This is a genomic window from Treponema sp. OMZ 799 (assembly GCF_024181365.1).
In the GTDB taxonomy this organism is placed as follows: Bacteria; Spirochaetota; Spirochaetia; order Treponematales; family Treponemataceae; genus Treponema_B.
In genome coordinates this window covers 760500-774041 of the sequence record NZ_CP051301.1, presented here as the reverse complement: position 1 = coordinate 774041, position 13542 = coordinate 760500, and the positions used below count along the sequence as shown (strand labels likewise).

Sequence of the window (13542 nt, the reverse complement as noted above, 5' to 3'; positions counted from 1 at the left end):
TATAACATTAATAGGCTCAAAACGCAAGCCGGAAATCGGTAATACATTTTCTTATTTAACCGTAAAGACACAGAGAGCGCAAAGGTTCCCATTGTAAAATAAAGCAAATTGTGTTAAACTTTTGACAAGTGAGGCCGGTAAAATGAAAAAACGAATTTTACAATTTTTATGCTTAAGCTGTGTATTAGTTGTTTTTACTTCTTGTAGTGCAAAAAAAGATTCTTATGGCGATAGCAAAGAAAGCCGACACAACGGTTATAGTGCAGAGGCCAAAAGTAAATCAATCAGTTATGATTCTGAAATAACAGCCGATCAAAAAATAAAAGATGTCAATGACGCCGGCTTAAATGATAAAGATATCGAAAGAAAACTTATAAAAACAGGTCTTATAGAATTTGAAACTGATGATATAAAAAAAACAAGGGAAATAATCGAAAACCTTGTATTGAAATATCAAGCCTACATAAGTCAAGAAGATGAAAAACATTTTTATTCCGGTATCAGACAGACAATCAGTATTAGAATACCAAAAGAAAATTTTGATAATTTTTTAAACGAAGTTACGGCGGGAATTAAAAAATTGGATAATAAAACTATTACGGTTGAAGATGTTACGGAAGAATTCGTAGACAGCATTGCCCGCCTAAAAGTAAAAAAGGAAACCGAACAAACTTATCTAAAAATTTTGACTCAGGCTAAAACGGTAAAAGATATTTTAGAAGTACAAAACCAAATTCAAGATTTACGTTCAGACATTGAGGCAATTGAAGGCCGTTTACGTTATTTACAAAAATCCGTAAATTACAGCACCTTAAATATTTCAATGTATCAAATAAACAGCGATATAGAAAAACCTTCATTTTTTAGCAAAGCCGTTGATGCCTTAGAAGACGGAATAAGCCTTTTTAGCGATATAATAATCAGTATTCTTTATCTTTGGATATTTATACTTATAATTGCACTAATTTTGATAATCATCATCAAAAAAAGACGCAGCAAAAAAGCCAAAATGAAGCAAGATTTGGATTAAGTATTCATCGAAATAATGAGCTCAATTTCTCCGGTAGGAAGGGGAATTTTTTCGGCTATGAGCTCTATTGAAAGTCCCTTTTTAGCCATTTCAATTATCTGTTCTTTCATTGAAGCAGTTTGGTCGGGAACAATCCCGGCTTTGGGAGCAAGAATTTGTTTTGTATATATCTTAATAGGCTCATCTTCAATATGTGAATTTTCTTTTTTACTTACTTGTTCTGAAAGACTTGTATCCCGTAAATTCTCATTTGAAATTACGGGCTTTTTAGTTTTTACAAGAACTTCCGGATCAAACCCTGATAAGGCATTAGCCTTAGCGGTTTCAGCCAGGCTTTGATAGACCCTCTCGGCTGCACTCCGTTTTTCTTCTTCTCTTCCTGTAAGCAGGATACGCTTGTCCAATTCGGACATAAGGCCGTTCACTTCTTTAATCTTGTCTTCCATTATCGTAACGGACTGATCCGTTTGAAAGGCAATCTGAGCCACGAGTTTTTGCGTTTCATTTTTTATATTATTGACTGAAGCCCTATCCGAAAATTGATTTTTAAGTTTTAAATAAAAAATGAACATCATCAAGAGATTTAATATTAACAACACGATAGCAATAATAGTCATCATCCCGAAATATCCACTCTTTGGCCCAAAGAAGGGTCTTTTATATATTCTTCATTATTTAGTTCTTGGTCGGTTTGAGGAGTGTTTTGCTTTTTTGCATTTTCGCCTCCCTTATTTTCCTCATCGGGAGACCTGCCGTCCTTATTGATTCTAAGATTCTTATTGCTGTCGGAGTCTACAACCTGAACAGAGCTCAGTTTTTTTTGTGCATCGATTTTATTTTGCTGCTGCTGGGCATCCCGAACCATAGAAGCGACCTGCTGTTCGGCGCCCTGCTGTTTCCCGACCTTAGCCATTTGAGCATATAGAGTTTGTAGATCAATTGGTTGAATAGCCACTTGGAACCTTCTTAACATCCTCTTCGTTTTCTTCTTGATATTTTCCGTAACGCACAATTCCCTTGTCGAGATAGAATGTAGTAGCCTTACAATCCATTCTTACATCCTCGACAGTATCCCTTATAACTATGCGTACTCCCGGATATACGTGTCCGGAAGCGGAAACCCGGCCCTGATTCTTCAATGTATTTAAGTACTCTTTTATTTGGGCTATTTCTTTTTGTACCTCATGAATTTCCGTTTGGAGAGTATACTTATACTCGCTCATCTTGTTATAGTTTTCTTCCTTGTCCTTGGGCAGCTCTCCCCGCTTTGATTTAAGCTCTTCAAGGCTCATCAGATTAAGCTTTAAGTCCTCCAAGGTTTTTTGATCCATTTCTTGTTTTTGCAGCAAGAAGTTTAAGCGCTCCTTGCTTTTCGGGTCAAAGCCTACACTTACAACAAGATCGTTTCCTCCTGAAACGCTTCCTAAATTCCTTGCCGAAACGGATTCGGAAGCACTTAAATTACCGCTTATTATATCGGCCTTCTTTCCGCGGCATATAATTTTACGGTTAGCCATTACGTTCGATTTTATGATACCATCCGAAACAATTACCATGTCTCCGGCTTCAACAACATCTGTATTTTGAATAAATTTAGCCCAAATAGATTTTCCGGCCCTTATGGCACCGCCTTCCTTGCCCATAATACCCTGGCTTACAACTATATCGCCCTCGGTATCCAGCTCTGCCCTTCCGACCGAGCCCTTAACCTCTATATTTCCTGAAGCCTTTATAACAAAGCCGTCGTCAACATTTCCGTTTACAAAGACGGAACCCAAGAAGGTAATGTTTCCGGTTCTGATTGAAACGTCGCCTTCAACTACATAGATTTCCTGTACCGTAATCTTATTTTTTACTAAAAGAACCTGTCCGTTTACCTCAGCAACTATAGTTAGGCCGTCAGCGGCAATCTTTGTGTTTTTACCAACAGGCATTACAATATCTTTTCCGTTAAGAGCATCAAGATACTTTCCCGTAACGGTCTTACCCGGCTTTCCTCTTTGAGCAGGAACCTTTTGAGCCACAGGCTGTCCTTCGACAACATTTTGAATAAGATTTAATTCTTTAAAATTGATCTGGCCTGAGCGGGTTTCCTGTAAGCGGACTTGAGTATTATCTACCTCAAAGTTATAAAGAATCTTTGCATCGGCACCGTTTTGCGGGGCTATACCTTCTGCCACCAGATAATCTTCACGGTAAACAGGGGAGTCTTGGAATTGCCTTACCCTCTCTTCATTTATTCCTACAATTATTCTGTTATTCTTTAAAAATGCGATAATAGTGTCTGCCGAAAGATCTACACCTCCGGCCGTCGGCGGAGTTACATAAAGGTAAGCCCTCATTTCATCATCGCTTATGTTGACAGCCATTGCAGCGTCATTACCCGGAATACGTTTATAAGGAGCTACTCTGACATATTCACCGTTTTTTTCATCCAATATTGCAGAAAGAACATCGTCTTCAGGGATGGGGAGAGCTCTGTCCCTAAACCTGTCTCTGGCAGCCTTTATATCGAAAGAGCGGCCTGTTCCTGAAGGAGGTGTTACCTTAAAGTAAATACCATCGGCAGCACAGAAGACATATCCCATTCCGTCCCGATTGATAATTACCTCGCCTTCAATTATATCTTCAGTTTCAACTGTCTCCTCTTCGATATTTTGCTGCTTCTTTACCTTTATGGTTTCATAAGCCCTTATCTTCCATTCTTTTGGAATTATAGCAAAAAAACCGGAAGCACCTTTTTGTAAGATTTCATAGTCTATCGACGAAACAGGCATCCCTAATTGTATCGCTGCATTCGCAAGGGCTTCATCAAGGGTTTCTCCGCTTATATCAACAAAAAAACGGCCGGAATCCAGTTCGTGCATTTCAGACATTTTTTCCTGTATTTGATTAAGCCTAATCATAATCCCCCCTATTTTATGCCCTTTGTAACATTAGAAAGCTTAGCTCTTAACTTTATATTTGCACTTGTATGTATCTGAGATACTCGAGATTCTGTTACATGCAGAACCTCTCCTATTTCCCTGAGAGTCATGTCCTCATAATAATACATAATTAAAACTTTTTTTTCTCTGTCGGGTAATTCTTTAATAGCATCGACTATTACCCTCTTTATATCTTCACGTTCTACAATTACATCAGGGTTTAAAGAAGAAGGTGCTTCAATTATGTCTCCTACTGAGAATTCTTCCGAATCATCATTCGAAAACCTCAAGTCCGTCAAAGAAATAACGCTTGTTGCAGATATTTTAAGCAAGAGAGAGTTATATTCTTCAATATCCAAGCCCATCGCTCCGGCTATCTCCTCGTTCGAGGCAGAGCGGCCTAGACGAGCTTCCAAGTCGGCTATCGTTTCTTCAATTTCACGGCTTTTTTGGCGTACCGAGCGGGGAACCCAGTCTATAGATCTCAGCTCATCAAAGATAGCTCCCCTTATTCTATTAACGGCATAGGTATTAAATTTAACGTTTTTATCGAGATCATATTTTTCTATAGCATCCAAGAGGCCGAAAACGCCGTAACCGACTAAGTCGTCAAATTCTACATTTGTAGGCATCCCTATTCCGACCTTTCCGGCAACATATTTTACCAATGGAGCATACTTTAAAATAAAATATTCTCTGATTTTAGGATCTGAGGTTTTTTTGTATTTATCCCAAAGTTCTTCTTCAGGTATATTTTCATAATCCGTATTTGCCATTACCCACACCTTTTATTTTCTAATTTATGAATCCCGTTTAAGCACGGTACGAATAGCATTTACCATTGTATTCGTATCCATTCCTGAACCTGCTAAATCCGTCGATACATCAAATGCAGCTGTTCCTCTCTGAGTAAAATCCATTTGATCATCGCCTTCCTCCGGTTCATCCTCAGGTATAAAATCCTGCAAGTCGGGAAGTTCTTCCAATTCTTTTACAGTATTTTTTTCTTGTTTTTTTTCGGTTCCGTCTGAAAAAACATTTTTTGATGCAGAAGCTTGTGAGTCATCCTTTATACTCGCAAAATCTTCGTCGATTAGATCCTCATCACTCGGTTCATTAGTATCATCCAATATCGAATTTTCATCTACCGGTTCAGCATTTACCATGCCGGAGTCTAAATCGGCTCTTTCTTCATCATCCATAAACGGTACTTCCACCGGTTCATCGATACTTATATTCAAATTTTTACCGGTTTCTTTTTTTTCGGATTCCTGTGAGTCAAGAGACTGAAACAAGTCCGGCACAAAATGATCCAGAAGAATTTGAGCTCCTAAAACAAAGCCTCCGCTTATCAAAGAGATGATAAGTGAACGCAAAAGTATCGTAGAAAAGCGCACCCCGCTTATCAGGCCCAATAGGAAAGACAGAGCCAATGCAGCTATTGCACATATAATGGGAATTCTAAATTTTGCCACGACCCTGATAACCTCCTATTTTTAAAATTCAAGGACCTAAGTTTATTCCCACTTTCTTCCAAAAAGTTTTTGTAAAAAGCCGGAAAAGCCTGAATATTCATTATAATCCGTTTTTTCAAGTTTTGCAACTATGTGGCGCAAACAACCTGCCGCTTTACTTTTTGGAGCATATATAAAGAAGGGCTTTTGCTTTAAAACAGCCTGTTCGACAGCCGGGTCATTATAAATAAAGCCCAAGTACTCGACTTTTAAATTTAAAAATTGGGCAACAATCTGTATCATCCGTTCGGCTATTTTTTTGCCTTCAAGAGCGGAATTTACACGGTTTACAACCATTTTTAGGTTTAAATCATAGTTTTCAACTTCAGTTGCTATTATTTTTATAATTCCGTAAGCATCGGTTATTGCTGTAGGTTCCGAAGTAGTAACGATTACAACCTCATCGGCGGCGGCTACAAAACTGAGAACGTTTTTGGAAACCCCGGCGCTTGTATCTATTATTATTATATCGGCTTCCGCAAGGGTGTATAATTCTTTAATAAAATCGGACCTTTCGGCTTCTTCCATATTTGCAATTTTTGAAAAGCCTGAAGCTCCTGCAATAAATTTTATTCCGTATTCAGTATCGATGATGATGTCCGACATTTTCTTTTGTTTTTTCATTACATGATAAAGATTGAATTTCGGAATTATGTTCATCATGACATTTACGTTTGCAAGCCCCAGATCCGCATCTATTACAATAACGTTTTTTCCCATCTTGGCGTAAGCAATAGCCATGTTTGTAGAAATATTTGTTTTTCCGACTCCGCCCTTTCCGCTGGTTACGGCAATTATTCTTGTCTTTCGTTTAGGAGGAAGGTCTGAAAGCACCGCCTTATCACTGCTGTTTTTATTCTTCATCAATGTTTTTAAATCTTCTGCCTGATCCGTCATCTTAGCTCCATACTATAGAAATCTCATCATTGAAATTTTCGTTGATATAATCCAAAGAGAACCCTGTAAGTTTTCTTAGAAAAGCAAGCTTTGAAGCCTTAGCTATATCCTTGGGTACTGTTTGGCCTTCGGTTATATAGGCGACGGGTATCTTGTATTCATCCAATACACTGATAATACTGCCTACATGAGCTGTTTCATCAAGTTTTGTAACTATAAGGCTCGAAAAGTCAAAAACGGAATATTGTTTTATTATTTCGCTTATATCGGCAGCCTTAGTTACGGCACTTACTACAAGATGGGTTTCAATCCGGCCCGGCTCTATCTCATCGAAATACTTCTGCATTTCAAGTATCTTTTCAGGATCGGCCGGACTTCGCCCTGTCGTATCTATACATATAATATCGGCAGAATCCTTATATAGATCGAGATATTTATGTAAATCCAGAGGATCGGTAGCTATGATAAGGGGAATGCCCATGTGCTCGCAGTATTTTTTTATTTGAAAGGCGGCACCTATTCTAAATTGGTCAAGGGTAATAACCCTCACATCAAGAGACCGGCCTTCAAGTTTTGAAACAGCCAAAATGTAGTAGGCAGCAAGCTTTGCAAGAGTTGTGGTCTTGCCTATACCTGTAGGTCCGACCAGGGCAATCAGCTTTTGCTTTTTAGCGGAATCATCCTTATTTACATCTTCAAGTTTTATCTGTATGGAGGAAGCTATCCACTCAAGTACTTTTTTTTGGACAAGTTCAAAATCGTTTAATTCTGCCAAGCTCAAATTGTTGGATATCTTTTCTTTTATGGATCGTATATATTTAAGAGTAAAATCGTTTTCTTGTAAAATTTCTGCAATTTTTACAATATTTTCATGCTCTTGGGAAGGCGAATTTTTTAGCTTTATTTCTTCTACCAGCCTTTCCACTGTTTGTGCAAGATTTTTAAGCTCCTTATATTCAGTATCGGATTTTGACGCGTAGGATGTTTGATTTTCAAGCTTTTCTATGTAGGGCATCATCTTTTCGGCCATTTCTTCCGATTGAGATGCAGCAAGCTTGATTATTTTTAGGCGTTCTTCTTCAACGTTCATAGGTGAGTAATTTGTTAGGGGCTTGGACCTTAGTTGAACAGGTTTTTCTTCTTCATCGGATAATTTGGGCACAAAGGCCCCATCTTGTATAGTAAAGGTAAGTCTTACCGTCTTCTTGTTAAAAAGATTAAAAAAACCTTCATAGCTTTTTACTTCGCGTCGAGTAACAACAATATTCGGTCCGTACTGTTCGTGAATTTTTTGAATACACTTTTCGTATGTTGAAGCTTCTTCGACAAATGTTTCCATATAAACTTTATACCACCCGAAGCCATTATAAAACATTTTTATAAATTTTACAATACAGATACAATATGTTTATTTTGACCTTTTAGAGCTAATTGCCTTAATAAATTTACAATTATCTTTATGAGAGCGTACAGCAATTCTTATATGATTATCCCCGAGGCTTTTAAAGCTTGTGCAGGTTCTTACCAAAATTTCTTTTTTTTCAAAGAATTTTAAGGCATCTTCATCTTTTGCATTTAAAACTTTAAGAAGGATAAAATTGCAATGACTTTTATAGGCTTGTAATTTTATCGCTCCGCTTGTGCCGTATTTTTCGATATTTTCGAGCAAAAAAGTTCTTTCTTTTTGAATATAGGCCTTGCTCTTTTTTATAAAATCCTCGTCAAAAAAGATTGCAGGGGCGGCAGCTTCAGCAAAGGCATTTATGTGCCAGACTATTTCAATCTTAGAAAGGGCGGAAACCGTCTCAGGCGAAGTACAGGCATAGCCCAGCCTAATACCGGGCAGAGCAAAAAATTTGGTTGCAGCCCTGATTATACAGATATTTTTGTATCCGGCTTTTTTAAAAAGATTTATGCTGTCGTAATCAGGCGGACAAAACTCGTAAAATGCCTCATCCAAAAGTAAAAAAGCTCCTGTTTTTTGTACAAGATTATAAATTTGTAAAAGGCGGTTCTTTTCAATACGCAAGCCCGTTGGATTATTCGGGTTTCCCAAGATGAGAAGGTCGCCGGCCCTCAAGTTTTTTTCAAGCCCTGCAATATCGATAGAAAAATCTGAAAGAAAAGGAATTTCAACTAACGGCTTTTTATGAACAAGGGCTCGCAAGCCGTATTCCGAAAAGGAAGGGGTAAAAACGATAACCCTCTTAAAAAGAAAACAAAAGTTATCGATTATTTCTACAGCCCCGTTCCCCAAAACAATATTTTCACACCCGCATTTTAAGTACTTAGCCGTGATCTTTTTTAAGGAACGGTAGCGAATGTCGGGATAAACCAAGAGATTATCAAACGATGCACTTAAAGCCTTTTTTAAACCCTTAGGTGCCATGAGAGGATTGATATTGCTGCTAAAATCGATTAAAACCTCGTCTCTTTTTTTATAGGACAAAACCCCGCCGTGTTCCAAAACTGCCTGCCTTTTTTAGTATGGTAAGGATTATAACAGATTTTTAAGATAATGGCAAAGGGATTAAATTTAACCGCAATACCCCTCTTGCGAATAAGTCAAAAATAGGCTATACTAAAGCACGGTTGAGAGGCTAAAAAAAAGCTCAACCGTTTTTTTTTGGTCGAGGGGAAAAATTATGAAATCCAAGTTTATCTTTGTTACAGGCGGTGTTGTTTCATCTTTAGGCAAGGGTCTAACGGCAGCTTCTATAGGAATGCTTTTAAAAAGCCGCGGATATTCCGTAGTCAATCAAAAATTTGATCCGTACTTAAACGTAGATCCGGGTACCATGAACCCCTACCAGCACGGTGAAGTTTTCGTTACCGAAGACGGGGGAGAAACCGACCTCGACCTCGGCCACTACGAAAGATTTACCGATGTTCCCCTGCACAAATTTAACAGCACCTCCGCCGGAAAGGTTTACCTTGCCATCTTGGACAGGGAAAGGGCCGGAGGCTACAACGGAGGAACCGTTCAAGTAGTTCCCCACGTTACCGACGAAATCCAGTCCCGCATTATAGGAACAGCCGAACAAACCGGAGCGGATTTTATTATTTCCGAGATAGGCGGCACTGTGGGCGATATCGAAGCCCTCCCCTTTATCGAGGCCATCCGCCAAATCCGCTACACTGTAGGAAAAGAAAACTGCATGTTCGTTCACTTAGGCCTTTTACCCTACTTAAAAGAATGCGGCGAGATAAAAACAAAGCCCATGCAGCACAGTGTAAAAGAGCTTTTAGGCTTCGGTATTCAGCCCGACATTTTAATTTGCCGAAGCGAAAAACATCTTTCAAAATCGACACGCGAAAAACTAAGTCTTTTCTCGAATATACCTCAGGATGCGATAATCGAAAACTTAACAGCAAAATCTATCTACGAAGTTCCGCTTATGCTAGAAGAGGCCGGCCTCGGCAAGGTTCTTTGCAAACTCTTCAATATTGAAAATAAAGAGCCTAATTTAGAAGAATGGAAAAAAATGGTTCAAACTTATTACAAGCCTGAAAAAGAAATAACCATAGCCTTAGTAGGAAAATATGTAGAACTCCCGGATGCCTACCTCAGCGTTGCCGAAGCACTTACGGCAGCCGGTATTTATCATAAAACCTCAATCAAACTTCTTTGGGTTGACTCCAAAAAGATAGAAAGCAAAGAAGATGCAGCAAACTTTTTAAAGGATGCAGACGGAATTATCGTGCCGGGAGGCTTCGGCGACAGGGGCATCAACGGTATGCTTTTAACGGCCCAATTTGCCCGAGAAAATAAAATCCCCTACTTTGGAATTTGTTTAGGTATGCAGATTGCCGCCATAGAATATGCCTTAAATGCCCTGCACATTGAAGAAGCCAATTCTTCCGAATTCGATAAAAACGCTAAAAATCCGGTCATCGACCTAATGCCCGATCAAAAAGATGTAAAAATCGGCGGCACCCTCCGCTTAGGGCTTTACCGATGTATGATAGCCGAAGGCTCCCTTGCAGAAAAAGCCTATAAATCCCACGAAATCCAAGAAAGACACCGCCACAGATACGAGTTTAACAACCTTTATAGAGAAAAATTCGATAACTCGGATATGATTTTTTCGGGGCTTAATCCTGAACGCAATTTGGTGGAAATCGTAGAGCTAAAAAGCCATCCTTGGTTTGTGGCTGTCCAATTCCATCCGGAATTTGCCTCAAGGCCCAACAAGCCCCATCCACTCTTTAGAGACTTTATCAAGGCAGCAGTCGACAACAAAACCGGCCGATAGCCGGCCGATAGCCTCAAATACCCTTTGACAAAGGAATTCTTTATAAAGGATTCCATTCTAAAGAGGGTATTGATTAAAGCCGATATTAAAGCGGGGAGGCTATACGCTTATGCAAAACATAATTCTCACAACAAAAAAAATATTTATATCTGCATTTATTTTGATTTTGATTACGGTAAATTTTATGTCATGTAAAACCGCTCCTGAACCTAAGGAAGAAACCCTGATTGATCTTATAAAGGCAGGAAAATCGGAAGAACTACAGGAAAGACTTAACAGCTCTGCCTTAAATATGAAGGATGAAGAGGGAAACAGTCTTTTACATATTGCCGCCGTAAAAAACGATCCCATGATTGTGCGCTTATTAATAAACATGGATGCCGACATAGAAGCACAAAATAATACGGGGTCAACACCTCTTGCAGCAGCTCTAAGCAATGCATCTTATGATGCCGTTAAGGTTCTCATTGAGTACAATGCAAATATATTTGCAAAAGATAATGAGGGCGAAAAGCCCTTCTATATAGCCTGCAAAAACAATGTTCCTAACTTGATTTTGACGGCTCAGACCTTAAAGCAAAAAGATGAAAATCACGATACAGCCCTGCACCTTGCAGTAAAGGCTATAGATAAGCAGCTTACGGAGCAAATTCTAGCTATAGAATCCCTTGAAACCAAATACAATAAAGAAAATCTTAGCCCCCTTGGTATAGCATACAAATACAACGATTTTGAAGCTTCAGCCGAAATTGCCTCCATACTTCTACTTGCAGGCATACACCCAATGGGAAAGGATTTTAATGAATTTGAAACGGCAACCCTTGCCCGAAACTACTCAATGCGTTTCGCTGACGGCGAAACCCTGCTCCATATTTTTGCAAGAAAGGGTTATACGGGATTTTTAAAATTTTTAATTAAAAGCAAGGTTCCTATCGATGTAAAGGATATTTCAAGCTCAACGGCAATACAGGAAGCCGTTTATAACGGAAATATCGAGGCCGCAATCTTACTCTTACAAGCCGGAGCCGATCCAAACAGCCGTAACTCATCCGGAAACACAGCCCTCCACCTAGTTATGCCGGAGGCCTCTCGCTCAAAACTATTTAGCGAGCTTATTACTGCCGGAGCCAATCCAAACCTTAAAGATAACTATGGAGAAACGCCTCTTCACATTGCTGCACGAATCGGTATGAATGATGACATCCTCGATCAGCTGCTAAAAGCCGGAGCCGATATAAATGAACGCAATAAAAAAGGACAAACCCCTCTTATTTTGGCTATCGAAAGAAATCAAACACAGCAAGTGGACTTTTTGATCAATCATGGAGCCGATATACATGCCGAAGACAAGTCGGGCGAATCTGCCTTCATCCATTCCATAAGCGCAGGTCTACCCATGGTAGAGCACGTAGTCACCGAAAAAAACATTACCGAAAGAGATTCCGAAGGCTCGACCCCGCTTCACATAGCAGTAAGCCATAGGGCTAGTTCAGATATTATTTATTATCTGGTAGAAAAAAAGAGTTTAATAAATACACGCAATAAACTTGGAAATACCCCCCTTCATATAGCTGCCGAAAAAAACTACCGCGAAGCAGGAGAAATATTGATAGCAAATAATGCAGATATATTTTACGCAAACCTGAGCGGAGACAGCCCCTTAAAATTTGCCCTGACCTTAGGTGAAGGCAGAGAAGATTGGATGATAAACTCTCACACAATAGGTGCCGGAGACGGAGCCGGAAACACGCCTCTTCATCTTGCTGCAGAATGGCAGATTTTACCGATGATACCTTATTTAATCGATAAGGGAGCGGATATAAATGCAAGAAATGCAAATAATGAAACACCTCTATTTAACGCAGTTAGAACCGACAGTCCCGAGGCCGTAAAAGCCTTGTTAGGCAGCGGATCAAAAAAAGCCGACTTGGATGCAAGAGACTTTTTGGGAAATACGATTTTACATGCAGCTGTAAGATGGTCAGCATATAAATCCGCCGATTTTATTTTAAGCAAGGATACGGAAGAATATGTAAGGCTTATAAATGCAAAAAATCTTGCAGGAAAGACGGTTTTACATGAAGCCGCCAAGCAGGGTGAAATAAAATTCATAAATATCTTTTTAAAAGCCAAGGTGGACATAAACACTGCGGATGAAACAGGCCGTTCTCCCTTATCCGAAGCCGTACTTGCAAATCAAATCGAAGCTATCGGCTTATTGCTAAAAAACGGAGCCTCACCCGTTCAACAGGATATGTACGGAAGGACAGCCCTGCATGAGGCTGTAGAAATTTCGGAAGAAAGCCTCAGCCTTGTAAGGAATGCAGGCGGCAACCCCTTAGCCAGAGATGCCTACGGAAAAACTCCCTTCGTCCTCGCCCTGAATAAAAACATAAGAACTGTAGATCTTGTGCTGGGCAATGACAGCCTTTTAACCGATACTGACGGAGACACACCCCTTCATATAGCGGTAAAGGAAAGGATAAGTCTCGATTATTTCCAAAGAGTTATGAAAAAACGATATCCTTTAAATAAACGAAACAAAAACGGAGAAACAGCTCTTTTACTTGCAGTTCAAAACAATCAAAAAGAAATAACAAGGGCACTTTTAGCAGAAGGAGCAGATCCTTTTATAGTCAACAATAAGGGAGTTTCTGCTATAACAGAGATTTTTACAAATCATCCCGACTTTGCGCCGATAGCCGCCGAATTCTCATTAAAGCAGACGGATACACTTGGAGAAGGAATGCTGCACTACGCAGCCAAATTTGCAGATGTACAAACTGTCAAAGACTTAATTTCACTACCCGGTATCAAGCTTGATGTAAAAAATACGGCAGGAGAAACACCTTATCAGGTTGCCCTCAGATGGAATAGAAGTGAAATAGCAGAACTTTTAAAAACGGAATAAAATAAAA

Annotated in this window: 11 protein-coding genes; 3 read left to right on the top strand and 8 right to left on the bottom strand. The window is 39.4% G+C overall.

From position 1 onward, the window contains the following. The first annotated feature begins 142 nt into the window (after nucleotides 1-142). Nucleotides 143-1030, top strand: a complete 888-nt coding sequence (locus tag E4O04_RS03500; RefSeq protein WP_253709905.1) for a DUF4349 domain-containing protein — start codon at nucleotides 143-145, stop codon at nucleotides 1028-1030. Here the strand turns inward: E4O04_RS03500 and E4O04_RS03495 are convergent. The 8 genes from E4O04_RS03495 to E4O04_RS03460 form a co-directional block, all read right to left on the bottom strand. After that, entirely contained in the window at nucleotides 1027-1650 is a 624-nt protein-coding gene (locus E4O04_RS03495; RefSeq protein ID WP_253685483.1) for a hypothetical protein, read from the bottom strand. The genes E4O04_RS03500 and E4O04_RS03495 overlap by 4 nt on opposite strands. Next, on the bottom strand, nucleotides 1647-1985 hold the full coding sequence (locus E4O04_RS03490; RefSeq protein ID WP_253685485.1) for a hypothetical protein: 339 nt from the start codon (nucleotides 1983-1985) through the stop codon (nucleotides 1647-1649). Before E4O04_RS03490 ends, E4O04_RS03495 begins: the two co-directional genes overlap by 4 nt. Then, the gene (locus E4O04_RS03485; protein ID WP_253709902.1) at nucleotides 1966-3936 is read right to left on the bottom strand and encodes a FapA family protein; all 1971 of its coding nucleotides are present in this window, start codon (nucleotides 3934-3936) and stop codon (nucleotides 1966-1968) included. Before E4O04_RS03485 ends, E4O04_RS03490 begins: the two co-directional genes overlap by 20 nt. Before the next feature lie 8 nt (nucleotides 3937-3944). After that, nucleotides 3945-4733 (bottom strand): RNA polymerase sigma factor WhiG, encoded by a 789-nt coding sequence (gene whiG, locus E4O04_RS03480; protein ID WP_253685489.1) that lies wholly within the window; start codon nucleotides 4731-4733, stop codon nucleotides 3945-3947. A gap of 24 nt (nucleotides 4734-4757) precedes the next feature. Further along, a complete protein-coding gene (locus E4O04_RS03475) occupies nucleotides 4758-5432 on the bottom strand; it encodes a hypothetical protein (protein WP_253685491.1) in 675 nt (224 codons plus the stop codon). Between the two features lie 42 nt (nucleotides 5433-5474). After that, on the bottom strand, nucleotides 5475-6368 hold the full coding sequence (locus E4O04_RS03470; RefSeq protein WP_253685493.1) for a MinD/ParA family protein: 894 nt from the start codon (nucleotides 6366-6368) through the stop codon (nucleotides 5475-5477). Between the two features lies 1 nt (nucleotide 6369). Beyond that, the gene (flhF, locus tag E4O04_RS03465) at nucleotides 6370-7707 is read right to left on the bottom strand and encodes a flagellar biosynthesis GTPase FlhF (RefSeq protein ID WP_253685495.1); all 1338 of its coding nucleotides are present in this window, start codon (nucleotides 7705-7707) and stop codon (nucleotides 6370-6372) included. A gap of 69 nt (nucleotides 7708-7776) precedes the next feature. Continuing rightward, nucleotides 7777-8835 carry a pyridoxal phosphate-dependent aminotransferase gene (locus E4O04_RS03460; RefSeq protein ID WP_253685497.1) on the bottom strand — a complete coding sequence of 353 codons (1059 nt, stop codon included), beginning with the start codon at nucleotides 8833-8835 and terminating at the stop codon, nucleotides 7777-7779. 178 nt (nucleotides 8836-9013) lie between these two features. Between E4O04_RS03460 and E4O04_RS03455 the strand changes: the two genes are divergently transcribed. Together E4O04_RS03455 and E4O04_RS03450 are read left to right on the top strand one after the other, a co-directional pair. After that, complete coding sequence (locus E4O04_RS03455; protein WP_253685499.1) at nucleotides 9014-10624, top strand: CTP synthase; 1611 nt, start codon at nucleotides 9014-9016, stop codon at nucleotides 10622-10624. Nucleotides 10625-10733: 109 nt separating this feature from the next. Then, nucleotides 10734-13535: an ankyrin repeat domain-containing protein gene (locus E4O04_RS03450; RefSeq protein ID WP_253685501.1), complete on the top strand. Its 2802-nt coding sequence runs from the start codon at nucleotides 10734-10736 to the stop codon at nucleotides 13533-13535. Nucleotides 13536-13542: the final 7 nt, after the last annotated feature.

Coding starts and splice junctions, on each gene's coding strand:
- E4O04_RS03495 (WP_253685483.1), bottom strand. CDS start 1,650: ATGATGACTATTATTGCTATCGTGTTGTTAATATTAAATCTCTTGATG.
- E4O04_RS03485 (WP_253709902.1), bottom strand. CDS start 3,936: ATGATTAGGCTTAATCAAATACAGGAAAAAATGTCTGAAATGCACGAA.
- flhF (WP_253685495.1), bottom strand. CDS start 7,707: ATGGAAACATTTGTCGAAGAAGCTTCAACATACGAAAAGTGTATTCAA.
- E4O04_RS03470 (WP_253685493.1), bottom strand. CDS start 6,368: ATGACGGATCAGGCAGAAGATTTAAAAACATTGATGAAGAATAAAAAC.
- E4O04_RS03500 (WP_253709905.1), top strand. CDS start 143: ATGAAAAAACGAATTTTACAATTTTTATGCTTAAGCTGTGTATTAGTT.
- E4O04_RS03455 (WP_253685499.1), top strand. CDS start 9,014: ATGAAATCCAAGTTTATCTTTGTTACAGGCGGTGTTGTTTCATCTTTA.
- E4O04_RS03450 (WP_253685501.1), top strand. CDS start 10,734: ATGCAAAACATAATTCTCACAACAAAAAAAATATTTATATCTGCATTT.
- whiG (WP_253685489.1), bottom strand. CDS start 4,733: ATGGCAAATACGGATTATGAAAATATACCTGAAGAAGAACTTTGGGAT.